This is a genomic window from Robbsia andropogonis, assembly GCF_000970345.1.
Classification (GTDB): Bacteria; Pseudomonadota; Gammaproteobacteria; order Burkholderiales; family Burkholderiaceae; genus Robbsia; species Robbsia andropogonis.
The window spans coordinates 1-16545 of record NZ_LAQU01000014.1 but is presented as its reverse complement, the minus strand read 5'-3'; the positions used below and the strand labels follow the sequence as shown (position 1 = coordinate 16545).

Annotated in this window: 15 protein-coding genes and 1 pseudogene; 8 read left to right on the top strand and 8 right to left on the bottom strand. The window is 56.9% G+C overall.

The window, feature by feature from the left end; translation table 11 throughout:
• Nucleotides 1-124 precede the first annotated feature (124 nt).
• Together WM40_RS14075 and WM40_RS14070 are read right to left on the bottom strand one after the other, a co-directional pair.
• On the bottom strand, nucleotides 125-1609 hold the full coding sequence (locus WM40_RS14075) for a SulP family inorganic anion transporter (RefSeq protein WP_046153158.1): 1485 nt from the start codon (nucleotides 1607-1609) through the stop codon (nucleotides 125-127).
• 948 nt (nucleotides 1610-2557) lie between these two features.
• Entirely contained in the window at nucleotides 2558-3541 is a 984-nt protein-coding gene (locus tag WM40_RS14070; RefSeq protein WP_046153157.1) for a hypothetical protein, read from the bottom strand.
• A gap of 773 nt (nucleotides 3542-4314) precedes the next feature.
• Between WM40_RS14070 and WM40_RS14060 the strand changes: the two genes are divergently transcribed.
• From WM40_RS14060 to rbsD, 6 genes are read left to right on the top strand one after another with little or no spacing between them, the layout of a single operon-like run.
• Nucleotides 4315-5283, top strand: coding sequence for a sugar ABC transporter substrate-binding protein (locus WM40_RS14060; protein WP_024906037.1), 969 nt, complete (start codon nucleotides 4315-4317; stop codon nucleotides 5281-5283).
• The gene (locus tag WM40_RS14055) at nucleotides 5280-6902 is read left to right on the top strand and encodes a sugar ABC transporter ATP-binding protein (protein ID WP_236693514.1); all 1623 of its coding nucleotides are present in this window, start codon (nucleotides 5280-5282) and stop codon (nucleotides 6900-6902) included. Before WM40_RS14060 ends, WM40_RS14055 begins: the two co-directional genes overlap by 4 nt.
• Nucleotides 6899-7909, top strand: coding sequence for an ABC transporter permease (locus WM40_RS14050; RefSeq protein WP_024906035.1), 1011 nt, complete (start codon nucleotides 6899-6901; stop codon nucleotides 7907-7909). The genes WM40_RS14055 and WM40_RS14050 overlap by 4 nt, the downstream gene beginning before the upstream one ends.
• A 21-nt stretch (nucleotides 7910-7930) precedes the next feature.
• Entirely contained in the window at nucleotides 7931-8983 is a 1053-nt protein-coding gene (locus WM40_RS14045) for a LacI family DNA-binding transcriptional regulator (protein ID WP_046153155.1), read from the top strand.
• A gap of 1 nt (nucleotide 8984) precedes the next feature.
• Entirely contained in the window at nucleotides 8985-9995 is a 1011-nt protein-coding gene (rbsK, locus tag WM40_RS14040) for a ribokinase (RefSeq protein ID WP_082102744.1), read from the top strand.
• The gene (gene rbsD, locus WM40_RS14035; protein WP_046153154.1) at nucleotides 9992-10390 is read left to right on the top strand and encodes a D-ribose pyranase; all 399 of its coding nucleotides are present in this window, start codon (nucleotides 9992-9994) and stop codon (nucleotides 10388-10390) included. The genes rbsK and rbsD overlap by 4 nt, the downstream gene beginning before the upstream one ends.
• 70 nt (nucleotides 10391-10460) lie before the next feature.
• Here rbsD and WM40_RS14030 read toward each other — a convergent pair whose 3' ends face one another.
• The 4 genes from WM40_RS14030 to WM40_RS30115 are packed head-to-tail and all read right to left on the bottom strand — an operon-like array spanning nucleotide 10461 to nucleotide 11740.
• Nucleotides 10461-10928, bottom strand: a complete 468-nt coding sequence (locus tag WM40_RS14030; RefSeq protein ID WP_052738322.1) for a hypothetical protein — start codon at nucleotides 10926-10928, stop codon at nucleotides 10461-10463.
• 35 nt (nucleotides 10929-10963) lie between these two features.
• Nucleotides 10964-11176, bottom strand: a complete 213-nt coding sequence (locus tag WM40_RS32305; RefSeq protein WP_330218163.1) for a GNAT family N-acetyltransferase — start codon at nucleotides 11174-11176, stop codon at nucleotides 10964-10966.
• A 6-nt stretch (nucleotides 11177-11182) separates the two neighbouring features.
• Nucleotides 11183-11530 (bottom strand): GNAT family protein, encoded by a 348-nt coding sequence (locus WM40_RS32300; protein WP_330218162.1) that lies wholly within the window; start codon nucleotides 11528-11530, stop codon nucleotides 11183-11185.
• Between the two features lie 33 nt (nucleotides 11531-11563).
• The gene (locus WM40_RS30115; RefSeq protein WP_157685796.1) at nucleotides 11564-11740 is read right to left on the bottom strand and encodes a hypothetical protein; all 177 of its coding nucleotides are present in this window, start codon (nucleotides 11738-11740) and stop codon (nucleotides 11564-11566) included.
• 40 nt (nucleotides 11741-11780) lie between these two features.
• Here WM40_RS30115 and tnpC point away from each other — a divergent pair.
• A pseudogene (gene tnpC, locus WM40_RS14020) lies at nucleotides 11781-13398 on the top strand (IS66 family transposase).
• Between the two features lie 302 nt (nucleotides 13399-13700).
• Here the strand turns inward: tnpC and WM40_RS14015 are convergent.
• Nucleotides 13701-14489 (bottom strand): hypothetical protein, encoded by a 789-nt coding sequence (locus WM40_RS14015; RefSeq protein ID WP_046153153.1) that lies wholly within the window; start codon nucleotides 14487-14489, stop codon nucleotides 13701-13703.
• 204 nt (nucleotides 14490-14693) lie between these two features.
• On the opposite strand from WM40_RS14015, the gene WM40_RS32490 reads away from it, so the two are divergent.
• Nucleotides 14694-14894 (top strand): LysR substrate-binding domain-containing protein, encoded by a 201-nt coding sequence (locus WM40_RS32490; protein ID WP_082102742.1) that lies wholly within the window; start codon nucleotides 14694-14696, stop codon nucleotides 14892-14894.
• An 8-nt stretch (nucleotides 14895-14902) separates the two neighbouring features.
• Here WM40_RS32490 and WM40_RS14010 read toward each other — a convergent pair.
• A partial coding sequence (locus tag WM40_RS14010; protein WP_046153152.1) for a DUF3732 domain-containing protein occupies nucleotides 14903-16545 on the bottom strand: 1643 nt, incomplete at its 5' end.

Below are 16545 nucleotides of genomic sequence, written 5' to 3'. Positions count from 1 at the left end.
TTGCGCCGATAACTACTTCGGCGCGAGGCTTAGTAGATGAGAAATGACTTCGCTAGGAGCCGATACAAGATCAGACATTAGCCCTTCGGCAAGCAGCATGCCGTGCGGAATCCGTGTTTTACCGTTAATGCGACAGACTTGCATCAGCAGTGCCAATTTCCTTGTCGTGTTTCGCATATTTGTCGATCATCGTTTTGCTAGCTCTGTTTGTACCCGTGACCGCCACCGCAATCCCGTTGCGGCGAAATTTGTACACCACACGATCGAGCGCCTCGATTGCGGTAATGTCCCAAAAATGCGCGTGTGTCAGGTCGAGTCGAGCCACCTTTATTTTTTCCTTAAAATCAAATTCATCCACTAGCGCACCAGATGATGCGAAAAAAATTTGGCCCCGAACCAGATATAAACGTTCTTCTTTTTCCTCATTCAACACCGAATCGATCGCCAGGACGCGCTGCGCCTTAAACGCGAAAAAAAGCGCGCTTAACAACACGCCCACTAACACGCCGGTAGCCAAATTTTCAGTTGCCACCACCGTTATCACGGTTGCAATCATCACCGTAGATGAGCTTTTTGGGTGTGTACGAAGGTTTTTAAGCGACTGCCAGTTGAAGGTACTGATCGACACCATAATCATGATCGCGACCAGCGCCGCCATGGGGATTTGCTTTACCCAAGGACCTAGAAATACGACGAGAAACAGGAGAAAGACGCCTGCGACAAAGCTTGAGAGTCGACCTCGCCCACCGGATTTGATGTTAATGACGGTTTGTCCAATCATCGCGCACCCTGGCATTCCACCGAAAAAAGAAGACACGATATTCGCTATACCTTGGCCACAACATTCACGATTCTTGTCGCTTGGCGTATCCGTGAAATCGTCTACGATAGCTGCGGTCATCAGCGATTCAAGGAGTCCGACAACGGCGATGCCGAGCGAGTAAGGGAATATGATGCGCAGCGTATCGAATGAGAGCGGAATGTGCGGTATGGCAGGCATAGGCAGTTCGCTCGGGAAAGCTCCCATATCGCCGACAGTGCGTAGCTTGAGATGCATCCACATGGAAATAGCCGTTAATACAATAATGCAGACCAGTGGTGAAGGCACGACTTTAGTGAGGCGAGGCAATAAATATATGATGGCCAGACCTGCTATAACCATCAAATAAACGTAGGAGGGTACGTCTCGCAGCTGCGGTAACTGGGCAAGGAAGATTAAAATAGCTAAAGCATTGACGAATCCCGTAATGACTGACCGTGACACAAACCGCATGAGCGCTCCCAGTCCTGAAAGGCCCGCGACAATTTGCAAGAATCCGGCAAGAATGCCTGCGGCAAAAAGATACTGCACGCCATTCGACTTCACGAGATCAACGATCAGCAGTGCTATGGCACCCGTTGCGGCCGAGATCATGGCCGGCCGACCGCCAGCGATCGAGCAGACTACGGCGATGATAAATGCGGCATATATTCCAACGCGGGGATCGACTCCCGCAATAATCGAGAACGCTAAAGCCTCAGGAATCAACGCCAAAGCGACAACGACACCGGCAAGAATATCGGCTCGCGGGTTTGCAAACCATTGCCCACGGAAACTAGCTTTATTCATAGGGGAATAAATTTAGAGCATTTTTACGGACGGGAGCCGACCGGGAAGCAAATTTGGGATAAAAAGCAGACACGCTAGCGCAAGACTCACGCAAAACGATTTTACGTAAGGCGTAGTCTAATAAGCCGCAGCCCACAAAATGCAGGCGATGTGATTCCCAAGTTCCGCGAACCCTGTTGGTCAAGCTATGTGACAAAGTGGGGTTCGCGAAAAGTTACATGGGTCTGTAGTGGAGGAGAAAATTTGCAGGGGTACTACGCCATAATGTTAGAGCAAAGCCGTATTGATGTCCACAGCACAGAAGTAGGAGTGCTTTAGGCCCCGACAAAGCTGCGATAGCGCGACGCGCGCAACATCACTGCTGGGTGCCCCCCCCTGAGCGCTCGACTTCATCAGCGCCAAGAATCAATAAGCTATGAAATTCGACATAAGCAGTTTTCTAAGAAACGCCACTCATCGCAAAATTTTCCATTGATGCTTTGGATATATGGGCTCTCGATTGGCTTGCCCGATCAGATGCACGACAAGGTGATGTCAACGCCATAACCCCAAGCAACAAACATGTTCCCTGCGAATTCCTGCTTATTTACCTATTTCCAGGTTAGCGGACAGAAACAAACCTTGCATCTTGCATGGATGGCAACCTGCCGACGGATCTTCCTGACAACGATATATTAAAGGTTAATGCCAAGTCGTCTGGCGTGTCATCGCCAGACGGGTTACTCATCCCGTATTGCAGCGTTAGTGCGTTCGTTAACGACTGCTGGTGCTTTCTGGCTGTAGGCGAGGCTTACAAAAGTGCCGCGCTACGCAATCCGATACCACGCATCAAAGCCTATTCCCTGGAAGAACTCTGGAAATGGAGAAAGCAACCTAGTTTCAGCGGTACGGGTAACTTTGGAACCGGCTCCAAATCATTCGCATACGAATCCCGGGGAGCAAGTGAGATCACCTCCAATGATACTGCTTGAATTTTTCAGGCATTGCTTCGCTGCCGATGCCTCGAACAGCGGAGTCTAGACGTTCTTTGATCCTTTCGCGCTCGGCGGGGTTCAACGCGTCAAGCGCCTTGCCCGTTTCAAGCACGGTACTCAGGCACGCTGCCTTTGCAAGCTTGTACGCATTCCTTGGCAAGGTCGTGGCCATGAGCGCGAAAGCTGACTCGATGGTGCACGATCCGCCTTTCTGGGAACGCTGGAGCAACGGCTTGCCGTCGAAGTAATCGGACGACAGCGCCTTGCCGGGATTCAAGGTCTTCATCCATTCGGTAAAGATCGTGCTGGACTCCGGTTGCGTCGGTATCTCGTTGATCGATTCCGACACGAACGTCGCGCAGATGTGCTTGAAGATGTCCCCGGAAAAGAAGCTTGCCATTCCTGGCTCAATGTTTTCGAGCGGAGCATCAATGAAACTGCCTACCCTCGAGTTCACGGGATTGACTAAGCTGACGCGCACGACATCCTTGTCAATCTTAGACAGTGAGAGGCCCACCATGTGCGCGACGAAAGATCGATTATTGATAAGGAAGAATGTATGTTGGCCCGGACGCATTTGGCTCATCCAGTCAGCAATCTCGCTGGCACCGACGCGCGATCGACATTGAAAGTTTTGTTCGACAATATCTTCTGAAATTCTTCTGGGCTGGCGAGAGACGGTGATCTGCGTAGTGTTTCTCAGCGCGGCCGCAACCGATCGAATGGCTGAGGCATCAGGGGAAACGGGCGCGACATGCGTCAACGCCTCCGCGAACATCCTGACCGCCAATGCGACGCCGACAGCGTTGAGTCCTCTCCCCGTTGCCTGATCGGCGTTACGGCGGAAGCTCATTACATGAATGATGTCCTCAAGCACTTCCTTGTCGGGTACCGTCCTTCCAGAATCGTACGGATGGTCGATTTCGATCGAGAACGCATTATTGGCGATCAGGCCCATCCGATTCGGATCACAGGCTTTCCGCACCGTGTCGAGCGAAGGCGAAGGTACCGCAGCGTCGTGTCCGGACGCTCGCGACGAACCTCCTGCCTGCATGGGCAATCGCTGCCTCTGGCGCATCGGTGATGCGGAAGTGGTCAACGTTCGCGGCGGCAACTCTTGCAAGGCAGCGCCGCCTTCGCGCCGGGATGACCGCGCAGCCGGTACTGCAGGCGGCGTTCCACGCCTGACCGGGGCATCATCTCCTGAAACCTCCGACGGCGAGAAACACGGAAAGCAGAGTTTCATTTGCAAGACCGGAATGAGTAATTTGCGGAAAGCATGCCGGATACTAAAAAGCGTACTACGTCGTACGGACGAAAAGCTGACGCACGGCACGAAATAAGCATGCCTCTGATGGGCTGTGACGGTCCGACTACATCGCACAGGAACCCTATTCGTTGAGGTCGGTACCGGCTCTCACCAGCCGGAGTCTTCGCCCATCTTGACGAGCGCATGACGTTCCCACAGGTCTTGGCGACGATCCCATCCCTTGGAATGCAGGCCGCCGGGCGATGCTGCGGTTTTCCCTAGATTGACGCGCACCGTCTTCCGCCACATTATCGAATCCGCAAACGTTTGCGGAACGGAATCCACCGGTTCCTACCCTCTCGTGACGCACCAGGCCGCCCAAAGGCCTGCCGCGCATCGGTCGTTGTGCCTTGCCTTCTGGTCCATAGACAAGGGCGAGGCGAACCGGTGCGCGCGTCAAACGAAAATAATGGAGACGCATGATGAACCAGACTTTCCGCCGTCGTATCCTCGCTGCTGGTGTCGCCACGCTCGCGGCTGGCGCCTTGCTACCGAGCTTCGCCCATGCGCAGAGCGCCACCGCACCGCACGTGCCGCGCGTGGCCCTGGTCATGAAATCGCTTGCAAATGAGTTTTTCCTGACCATGGAAGACGGCGCGAAGGCGTATCAGAAAGCCCATCCCAAAGACTTCGAGTTGATATCCAACGGCATCAAGAACGAGACGGACACGAGTGCGCAGATCCGTATCGTGGAACAGATGATCGTCGCGAAGGTGGACGCGATCGTCATCGCCCCCGCCGATTCCAAGGCAATGGTGCCAGTGCTGAAGAAGGCAGTGGATGCGGGCATCATCGTCGTGAATATCGATAATCGGCTCGATCCGGAGGTGGTGAGCTCGAAGGGGATCAAGATCCCCTTCGTCGGCCCGGACAATACGAAAGGCGCCAAGCTGGCCGGCGATTATTTAGCGAAGACGCTAAAAGCGGGTGATCAAGTGGGCATCATCGAGGGCGTATCGACGACGACGAACGCGCAGCAACGCACGGCAGGCTTCAAGGCGGCCATGGAACAGGCGAACATCAAGGTCGTCTCCATTCAATCGGGCGACTGGGAGATCGATAAGGGTAACGCCGTGTCATCCGCCATGCTCAACGAGTATCCGAATCTGAAAGCCCTGCTCGCCGGCAACGACAACATGGCTATCGGCGCGGTATCGGCGATTCGTGCCGCTGGACGGGCAGGCAAAGTTGCCGTGATCGGCTACGACAACATCGCGGCGATCAAGCCGATGCTAAACGACGGCCGGGTGTTGGCGACGGTCGACCAGTTCGGCTCGAAACAGGCGGTCTTCGGCATCGATACCGCGTTGAAGGCGATCCGCGAGCACACCAAGCAAAACGATCTGTCGTCCGTTGTCGAAACGCCGGTCGTACTGGTCACGAAAAAATGACGATCGACACGGGTGCCATGACGATATCGCCCGCGCAGGGAAATGAAGTCCTGCGCGTCAGCGGCATCGTCAAGGTGTATGCGGCGCCGGTGCTTAGCGACATCGACCTTTCGCTGATAGGCGGCGAGGTGTTGGCACTGACCGGTGAAAACGGAGCGGGCAAGAGCACGCTCTCGAAAATCATCGGTGGACTCGAAACCGCGACGCAAGGCACCATGACGTATCGCGGCGGGAACTATGCGCCCTCCAGCCGGCGCCACGCCGAAGCGCTGGGCGTGCGGATGGTCATGCAGGAGCTCAATCTGCTGCCAACGCTGACGATTGCCGAAAACCTGTTTTTCAATCAACTGCCCCGCACCCGCGGCACCGGATGGATTTCGCGTAAAACGCTGCGTGCCAACGCGGTGGAGGCAATGGCCCGTGTCGGGCTCGATACCCTGGATCCAGACACCCCGGTTGCGGCATTAGGCATTGGCCATCAGCAGATGGTGGAAATCGCGCGCAATCTGATCGGCGATTGCCGCGTGCTGATCCTGGACGAACCCACCGCCATGTTGAGCGGCCGCGAAGTGGATCTGCTGTTCGAGCAGGTCGAGCGGCTCAAGCGCGACGGCGTGGCAATCGTCTATATCTCGCACCGTCTGGAGGAAACCGCGCGCATCGCGAATCGCATTGCGGTGTTACGCGACGGCAAACTCGTCAGCGTCGGCCCGATTGCAGACTATCCCACGGATCGTCTCGTGCAGTTGATGGTAGGCCGCAATATAGGCGAACGCATTGATCTAGGTGAGCGACGTATCGGCAATCCGCTGCTTCGGGTAAGCGGACTGAGTCGTGCAGATGTCGTGCGCGACGTCTCATTCGAGGTCAAACAAGGCGAGATTTTCGGGATAAGTGGCTTGATCGGCTCGGGTCGCACCGAGTTGCTTCGCCTGATCTTTGGCGCGGACCGCAAGGACGCCGGCACCGTCGAGATCGGCGACCCGCCCCGCCCCCGAGAGATTGCCTCGCCGTCGCAGGCCGTGCGCAACGGCGTGGCGCTGATCACCGAGGACCGCAAGGGCGAGGGGCTGCTGCTCCCGCAACCGGTGGCCGCCAATTTGGCATTGGGCAATTTCCCGGCGGTGTCGCGCTTCGGCTTGATGGATGGCGGCAAGGAACAGGCGCTGTCGCAAAAACACGTGGATGCCATGCGCATCCGTTGCTCCAGTCCGCGTCAGCCGGTAGGAGAGCTGTCGGGCGGGAATCAACAAAAGGTTGTCATCGGGCGCTGGCTCGCACGGGACTGCGACGTGCTGCTGTTCGACGAGCCCACGCGCGGCATCGACGTAGGCGCCAAATTCGATATTTATGCCTTGCTGGGGGCGCAGGCGCGTGAGCAAAAGGCGATCGTCGTGGTGTCGAGCGATATGCGCGAATTGATGCTGATCTGCGATCGTATCGCGGTCATGTCCGCTGGCCGCCTGGTCCAGACCTTTGCTCGCGGCGAGTGGACGCAAGCCAATCTTCTGGCCGCCGCTTTTTCAGGATATGCGGCGCGCGACACGCTGGTCCATGCGCCGACCCATGCCGAGGCGGCTGATGCCTCGCATCTTGCATCCAATGGAGACACACCATGACGGCTCCCGTCGATAAAAACGCCGACGCGGCAGCGGTCCTGCCGACACCGGCCGTCAATGCCGGCACGAGAATGGGCCTCAACAGCTATCTCGGGCTGACCGGCGCGCTGCTCGCCATGATCGCGCTGTTCTCGGTGCTGAGTTCGCATTTCCTCAGCTACGACACGTTCATCACGATTGCAAACCAGATCCCCGATCTCGTGGTCATGGCCGTCGGCATGACCTTCGTGCTGATCATCGCGGGCATCGACTTGTCGGTGGGCTCGGTGCTCGCCCTGGCCGCATCGGTCGTCAGCGTCGCCGCATTGCGCTGGCACTGGAATCCGATATCGGCGGCCCTGGCGGGGCTGGCCATCGCCGCGCTGGCGGGGTCGATCACGGGCATTGTCACCGTGACCTGGCGCATTCCGTCGTTTATCGTCTCTCTCGGTGTCCTGGAAATGGCGCGCGGGATGGCGTATCAATTTACCGATTCGCGAACCGCGTACATCGGCGAGGCATTCGACTGGCTGGCAAACCCGATCGCGTTCGGCGTATCGCCCGCCTTCATCATCGCGGTGCTCGTGATGATTGTTGCTCAGTTGACGTTGACGCGAACCGTGTTCGGTCGCTATTTGATAGGCATCGGCACCAACGAAGAGGCGGTGCGCCTCGCCGGCATCGACCCGCGTCCCTATAAAGTCATCGTTTTTGCGCTGATGGGAGCGCTCGCCGGACTCGCCTCGTTGTTCCAGATCGCACGGCTTGAGGCGGCCGATCCGAACGCCGGCTCCGGCATCGAATTGCAAGTGATTGCCGCTGTGGTGATCGGCGGCACCAGTTTGATGGGCGGCCGAGGCTCGGTCATCAGCACGTTCATCGGGGTATTGATCATCTCCGTGCTGGCAGCGGGTCTTGCGCAGATCGGAGCGAATGAGCCGACCAAGCGTGTCATCACGGGCGCGGTGATCGTGGTGGCGGTGGTACTCGACACCTACCGGAGCCGGCGCGCGAAACGTCGTAGCTGACGCACGCCGACAAGACAGCCAATGCCGACCATTCGAGATGTCGCAGCGCTCGCCGGGGTCTCGTACACCACGGTGTCGCACGTCGTGAACGACACCCGGCCCGTTCGTGCCGACAAGCGGGAGCGCGTACTAGCGGCGGTGGCCGAACTTCACTTCGTTCCCTCCGCGGTGGCCCGCTCGTTGAAAGCGCAGGCCACGCGGACGATCGGCATGCTGGTGCCCAGCAATACCAACCCCTACTTCGCGGAGATCGCGCAAGGCGTCGAGAATCTCGCGCGCCGTCATGGCTATTGCGTCTTCCTCTGCAACTCGGACAACGACGTGGAGGTGCAGCGCGAGTGGCTGCGCGTCCTCCATGAAAAGCGCGTCGACGGCTTGATCATCGCGTCGGTGGGGGACGAGGCCGCCGCCGCCGAGGCGCTGCGGCACGTGACGGTGCCTGTCGTCGTGATCGACCGTCCCATTGCCGGTATTCGCGCGGACCGCGTACAGGTGGATCACCGCGCCGGCGCGGCGATAGCCACCCGGCATTTGATCGATATAGGGCATCGGCGCATTGCCTGCATTGCGGGACCCGACAGCACCACCGTGAGCGCACATCGCGTGGACGGCTTTCGCTTGGCGATGACCGAACATGGTCTGCCGCTTCCTGACGAGTCGATCGTGGTCGCCGACTTCACGAGTCCGGGCGGGTATAACGCAGCCGTCGCCTTGTTTCGCAACTATGCACCGACGGCGATCTTCGCCAGCAACGACGCGATGGCCATCGGTGTGCTGCGCGCCGCCGCCGAGCGCGGCATTCGCATTCCCGAGGACTGCTCGATCGTCGGCTTCGACGATATCGAGATGAGCCGCTATGTGTATCCCGCATTGTCCACCGTTGGTCAGACCATCGGACGCCTTGGCGAGGTGGCGGCAATCGGCCTGCTCGACAGAATTACAGGACGTGTCACCGGCGAGGTGCAGCACCATATGCTGGTGCCGCGCCTGCTGGTGCGGGAATCGACGACCGCACCACGCCGTGCCACACGCGCACGCGTCGCCGCCAAACCTGCCCCATCTCAAAAATCATGACATGAGCACCATTCAGACTACGTCGCTTTCCGCCGACACCGTTGTCGCGCCCTCCTCACACGACACGCTCGACCCAGGCCGTCACGGCCGGGTCGTGGTTGTCGGCAGCATCAATATGGATCTGGTGGTGCGGACCTCTCGCATGGCGCGTCCTGGCGAAACGCTTGCCGGCCACGGCTTCGCGCAGATACCGGGCGGCAAAGGTGCGAATCAAGCAGTGGCCGCCGCGCGGCTGGGCGCACGCGTAGACATGGTGGGGTGCATCGGCCAGGATCATTTCGGCGCACTTTTGAAGCAGGCATTGGAGGACGAACACATCCAGTGCGACGGTGTGAGCGTAGCGGCAGCGCTCCCCACCGGTATCGCGGTGATCGTCGTCGACGATGCGGGGCAGAACGCCATCACCATCGTGGCCGGCAGCAATGGGGCGCTTTCACCCAGCGCCATTGCAGACCATCGTGCAACGCTCGATGCGGCCAACGTCGTGGTGTGCCAAATGGAAGTGCCTACCGAAACGGTGCATGCCGCGTTGACGCATGCGCGCGCAGCGGGGAAAGTGGTCATCCTGAATCCCGCGCCGGTGCAACAGGCCCTGCCAGCGGGATGGCTGCCGCTGATCGACTTCCTGATACCGAACGAGACCGAAGCCGAGTCGTTGACGGGCATCCGGGTGGATTCGATCGAGCATGCCGCCGCCGCCGCCCGGCACTTGCGTCGCGATGGCGCGCGTCATGTGGTGATCACCTTGGGCGCACAGGGCGTGCTGTGGTTACCCGAGGGTAGCGACGAAGCGCGCCATTACGCAGGACATCGCGTCGAGGCGAAGGACACGACAGCGGCAGGCGACACGTTTGTCGGCGCGCTCGCGGCGGCGCTTGCCGCCGGCACGGTGACCACGACGGCGATACGTTTCGGTCTGGCCGCCGCCGCCCTCTCCGTTACGCGCGCCGGTGCGCAGACATCGATTCCCTCCTACGCGGAGGTCAAGGCTTTCATGGGATCTGACGTATGAAGAAAACCCCTTTACTGCACACGGCGCTATCGCGCCTGATTGCCAGCCTGGGGCATGGCGACATGATATTGATCGCCGATGCCGGCATGCCGGCGCCGCGCAACACAGGCGTCGAGATCATCGATCTGGCGCTGACACCCGGCATGCCAGGCATCGATGTCGTGCTCTCCACAGTGTTGACGGAAATGCAGGTGGAGTCGTATGTGATCGCCTCGGAGACGGTGACTCGCGCGGACCGCTGGCTCGCCGATCTCCAGACCGCCCTGCCAATCGACCATCGTACGATGTCCCATGCGGAACTGAAAACGCTCAGCGGACAAGCACGCGCGTTTATCCGCACAGGTGAATGTACGCCGTATGCGAATGTGATATTGGTGGCGGGTGTCACGTTTTAGGGGCCGCGTGAAGGCTCTGGTGCAAATGGCTCGTGTGACCGAGGTATTTCCGACTTCATCAGTCATTACGTCATTGTTCAGTCAAAAACACTATGCGTGCGCGGCTGTCGTTGTCCCAATAATCGGCCAGTGCCGACAAAGGTACCGGTGCAATATCGACCTCGAGCGGTACCGATATCACGGCCTGCAAGACCCCTTTCACTGCCTCTAGCAGGCGTGGCATAGGTATGCTGCCAATGCCGCTACCGAGCAACGTGATAGCGGATGCCCGTAGCACCGCCCCCGGTAAGGTCAGCTCTGCTCCGCCAATCGTACCAATCTGCACGAAGCGCAGCGGATAACCCTCCGGCAGCACTTTTGCTGCTGTCGTCAACAGGGTCCGTGCGCTTGGTCCCCAGAGGTAGTCGAGTACAACATCAACACCTTCGGCCAAATGCGGCGTCAATGCATCGGCAACGCTTTCGGGGGCCTGATCCAAAGACACCACCGCGTCCGCGCCGAGTCTTCCGAGCGCGCCAGCAGACCACGCCGTCTCCATTAATATTCCGTCCGACGATGCTTGGCATAGGTCACCTATGCCTTATCGCTAATGCGTGACGTGAGGACGTGGTCAGCCCACGCGCCGTTAATTTTTAGGTAGGAGCGGGCCCGCCCCTCAATCTCAAATCCTAGGCGTTCCAGCAAGCGGCCGCTGCGTATGTTCTCTGGACGATAGTTCGCCATCAATCGATGCAATTCATACTCGTCGAACGCAAACTCGATGACGGGAGATAAGGCTTCGTACATCAAACCTTACCCCTGCGACGCGGCCGCTATCGAGAAGCCAAGATGGCAGGCCTGGAAAGGTCCGCGCACAATATTCGTCAAATTGCACTCGCCTAGAAGGGTCGCGTTATTCGGCCGTCGGATCAGAAGATAGAGGGCGTTGTTCGCCACCATCTGTTGCTCGATGCCGTCGAGTCTGTGCATTAGCGCGTCGCGAGTGTAAAAGTCATCGGATCGCAAAGGCTCCCATGGTTGCAAGTGACGTCGGTTCTCAATGTAATAGGCGAGCAAGTCGGCAACGTCCCCCCGGCTGGCGCGTTGCAAGACCAGCCGTGCAGTCTGAAGGCCTGCTTCGGGAAACTTTTGAATCGACATTGGAAGTTCCGTTTTAATGTAAATGACAAAAAATCAGGCTTGCACGTCGTCAAGCATTGCGCCATTCGCGCGCGTGACGGAGAGACAGTCGGACATCACTGCCAGTGCGAAACCCAGGCACGCAAGCGTGGCCAGTTCGGTGAATATGCGATCTGGCCTATCGACGCCGACACCACTGGCGGTCAGCAGCGCCGAGTACGACCCGTACACCAATCACTTCCTGCCTGCTGTTGGTCTCAAACACAATCGTATGCCTACCCGCTATTTTAAGGCAGAGACTGTGTCCGGAGATTCAAGGGGCTGTTCCATACCTGCCGCCGCGCAGGCCCACATCCGCTCCCTCGAAGCGCGTAACCAGGAACTGGATACGCGAGTGAGCAAGCTTTAAGAACAATTCCGTCTGGCGCAGAACAAACGCTTCGCCCCCAGTAGCGAGAAGATCGTCGATCGGATCTTCGACGAGGCCGAACGCGATGCGACGCTTGACCCCGTCACAGTAGGCAAGGAAGCGGCCGATCGGGCCTTCGGTTTGCCCGATACGGGCTTGCCGCCGCCGTCCGAGCGCGCCACCGGCAAGCTCGGACGCAAACCCCTTCCCGCGGACCTGCCGCGCGAGCGTATCGAGCACGAGCTGCCCGAGCACGAGAAGACCTGCGGCTGCGGGCAAGCATTGCACCGCATGAGCGAGGCAGTCAGCAAACAGTTGCACATCGAGGTAAAAGCCTCGGTGCGCCAGCACGTGCGTTTAAATACGGCTGCCTCCGCTGCGAGGCGCATGCCGAACGCGGACCAGTCATCACCGCCCCTATGCCAGCACAGCCGCTGCCTGGCAGCAACGCAAGCGCGGCGATGCTCGCCACCGTCACGGTGGGTAAATACGTTGACGGCACACCGCTATACCGGATGCAGAGCGCACTCGCTCGCGCGGGCATTGCGGTGAGTCGTGGCACGCTTGCTCGATGGAGCATCCGCCCATCGCAATTGCGCTACAGCCGACTGTACGACGCCTTGTGCGCCACGCTCAAATCGCAGGCGCTGATCCACGGCGACGAGACCACGGTGCAGGTGCTGAAGGAGGCCGGCAAGAGCGCACAGAGCCAGTCGTATATGTGGTGCTACCGCAGCGCCGAGGACAGCGACGAAGCGGTGGTGATCTATAACTACCAATCGGGACGTGGGCAGGTACACCCACAGACCTTCCTGGTAGCCTATGAAGGCCTATTGATGAGCGACGGCTATGCGGCGTGGCGAACCGTCGAGAGCGCAACGCACCTAGGGTGCTGGGCATATGCAACACGCGCCTTCGTGGACACGGGCGAGGGGCAGAAGAAGCCGAGCGAGCGCATCGCGCAGGCGCTGGAATACATCAAAGTCTTGTACCAGGTCGAGGAGTTGGTCAAACGCGATCTGCCCGATGGCCAGACGCGTCACGACTACATCTATGAACTGCGCCAGAAGCACAGCGTGCCGGTGCTGGATGCCTTTAAAACATGGTTGGACATGCAGGTACCGGTGGCCTTGCCGAAGTCGCTGCTGGGCAAGGCAATCGGCTATGCGCGAAACGAGTGGCCGTATCTAAGTCGCTATGTTGAAGACGGAGCGCGCCCATCGACAACAATGTCCTTAAACGCGACATCCGTCCCTTCTGCGCAGGGCGAAACGCTTGGTTGTTCAGCGATACGGTGGCCGGCGCCGAGGCCAGTGCGATGATCTATAGCCTGATGCTAACTTGCAGGGCAAACGATGTCGAACCGTATGGGTATCTGCTGCATGTTCTCGAGGAACTGCCGCAACGGGCCACAAGCGCAGACATCAGCGACTTGCTGCCGTTCAATTACGCGAAACAGCAACGCACCGTAAAGCCGTAACCCATCCAAAAAAATCCATTCAATATCCGCTGACCTGAGTGGGCGTCTTCCTATGCCCACTCAGGTGGGGAGAAAGTAGCGCTTACGTTTAAACTGTCCAACTTTTGGGGTGGCAGTTCAAGTCCCGGGCGATTCAGAATGGCTTCCGGTGATTGTTTCATCATGGCACATGCTATTATTTTTGGTAAATGACATTATCACATATAGAGATTCGCGAAAGTCATCCAAAATAGTTTTACGCGCTTTTTACACGCATCGCTATACCGTAGTAACTGCTGCAAACGTCAAGCCTAGTCAAAACGTCAGTCGGCCTTCGATTTTGACAGTCCTTGCGATGCGTTTTCCGACAGTACAGAGCCGCATGCGCTCACCCATTCACTCATCAAACGTCCTTTCCCGAACGACTTTATCACTACTCCGTCGGTCGACAGCTCCGTCATACGCCCTTTAAAATACAGCGCGATACGATTCGAGGACTGTGCTATCGGATATCCGCACGCCACCTCCCTTCCCTTCTCTGCGATCGAGTAGCAGCTATGTTCTGATTGGTCACACGAGACCTGATAATGTGGTTTCATATCAAGGGCAACAAATGTTCCGACTTCTTGTCCCATTACACCTGGAATCGAAAACATTATCGCTGCACGTGGTGCAAAGAAGAGCATATATAGAACAAGGACAAAAATCGCGACTGCAGTTGCACACCTTCTAATCGTCGGATGACGCACCCAAAATCCGTCCTGCTTTGTCGGCTCATTTTTCTGCCTTTGGGCCCTTCGATCGGAATACTGTGTAATGAGCGACCACACGACAATGCCAATCGACATAACGACGACCCAGATCAATACACCACTCCAATGATGATGTATCCATTGATCTACTGCTGTGAGCCCACTTGGCCACGCGTCAGTCGCCTCGACTAAACGTTCATATTTATCACCCGGGAAAGCACTTGACTCGATGTCGAATTCACGGAGGTAGGCCGAGTTGTAGCCATTGCCGAACAGGTATGCGATGCCGCCGATCAACGCGCTAACGATTGGAATGATTCCAAGCCATAGGGTCAAGTTGATTTTTGTAAGCTTGCCCATCGATCCGGGTTGCTTTCTCGAAAATCTACCGAATTTTGCTTCGTATTTTCTTATCTTTCGCGGTGCCATTCGTCCCTGCTTTCCGATTGCATCGCCTGTTCGACGATGCTGTGGTTAAAAATGCTTCGATCTCGGTCATTCTCCGGTCGAGACAGTTCGAAGCTTCGTTGATTCTGGAGACGGGGGCAGGTCACTGTATCCGGATTGGGGCTTGGGATAGTTGCCAAATGTCTGGTTGAGCCCGAGCTAGAAAGCGGTGCCCTCGTGGCAGTGCCGCTGTCAGGTCTACTGTCTCAACGGTCTTATTATTTCGTCTTCCATCCAGAGAAAGCTAGAGTGCCCACGCTAGCCATATGGCGGAACTGGATTATTTCTGAGAGTGCAAGGTCGCTCGGGAGAAGATGAGAGCATCACTACGATTGCCAAGCCTGCGGAATCAAAGCCTCGCCATTACGGAACTCCGGAAGCAGATGCACGTATTCCATATCGTCGAACGTTGCTTTCGGTACGTGCTCGAATACAATCATCTGAAATTCCTCGGCGTATTGGTCATTAATACGTGCCACGAAATCGTTGAGAAGCTGAAACGCTATCGATACTTTCTCGCTATCGCTGTTGCTGAGCACAACATCATCCTTAGGCTTTTCATCAGGGTAATACGGCCTGCTAGGCTGGTCGATTATGAGAAAGCTGGGAACAAACGGCGACCTATGACCGATTGCTACCTCGTGAAGTGCAAGAAATTGCAGCAGATGTAAAAACATGTGGTTCGAGCTGCTGCCAACGTTTTCAATCAAGCTCGAGCGAGGCTTGCGCAGTCGAAGCCGCTTTTCTTTATAGGCGAAGTCTGTTTGGTATGTTGAGTAGTTTGCCAGTGCTTTTCCTGTTGCCGTCAGGTAGCCTTGCGCAATCTCGTTAATCAACGAGATGACAGCTGTACGGGTCTCGTCGACATCCCGAACATAGATGGCATCAATTTGCTCTTGCAAGCCAGTCGTGGAGACCGCCGATTGTAGCGCCACAGTAATTGGAGCTGCGGCATCATATGCGCGAAATCGCCCTTGAGCCTGGCCTACAAACAACCACTTTTCGCGTTCGCTCGCAAAAGACAGTGGCTCTTGAGGCAGCCCAGTCAGCTCTGACTCGAGCTTAGCGCGTTGGTCCTCGAGACTTTGTACCATTGCTGCAATTTGCCCATCAACCGGCTGCTTTCTAGCGGTCGATTTTTTGACTGCCAGTAAGTCAGCTTTCAGACTACTAATAAGGTCATCGAATATCTCTGACTTCACCAGTGTCGGCGCCTGTTTGATTAGCTGTTCAATCGGCAAAAGGCTATCTTCCGCGCCCTTCAACGCGTTTTTGTATGCGCGATACTCAGACGTAAATTGACGAAGCTTCCTGAGGCGACGCTCTATGGAAAAGAGCTCAGAACTAACCTCGGCATGCCGGTCCAGGGCTTTGCCTGTTTCTACCGAAGCCGCATCGTTAATGGCCCGCCTGACGACATCACGCGATATTGAATTGGTCTCACCGGAAAAAAATCCGTACTCAGCCGCCCTCGCTGCTATTTCACGGACCTCACCATCAAAGTCATCACGACCTGGGCTCAGGAGCGAGTTTTTTCGCTCAGCACGTAACAACTCTTTTTCTAATGCATCCCGTCTTTCGCGGGCAGCCATATTCGCAAGGTCATCTATACCTAACGCCATGTCAAAAATTCGCGGCAACGCCTCCCGATACCGGTCTTCGGATTGCTTGTCAAAAAACACCTTACTGTTCGTGATGATGTCTTCTGAGATGGTGTTAAAGAGGAAGAAGTATCGGAATGAGACTTTCGAATCGGCCCGCAGCGCTCCGCCGCCATAAGCAAGAGTGACATTGGCATCGATTTTGAATTCTGCTTCGAGTATCTCCCGGATATCTTTTTCCCGTGCATTCGCGGTAGGAAGGTCCGGAACAGTACCAAGGGATGAGAAGTAATACTCGTTAGATACGACGTTGCCACTTGGGCTCTTTCGCGCTAACGCGTAAGTTTTGTCGTTAACATAGAATCTAA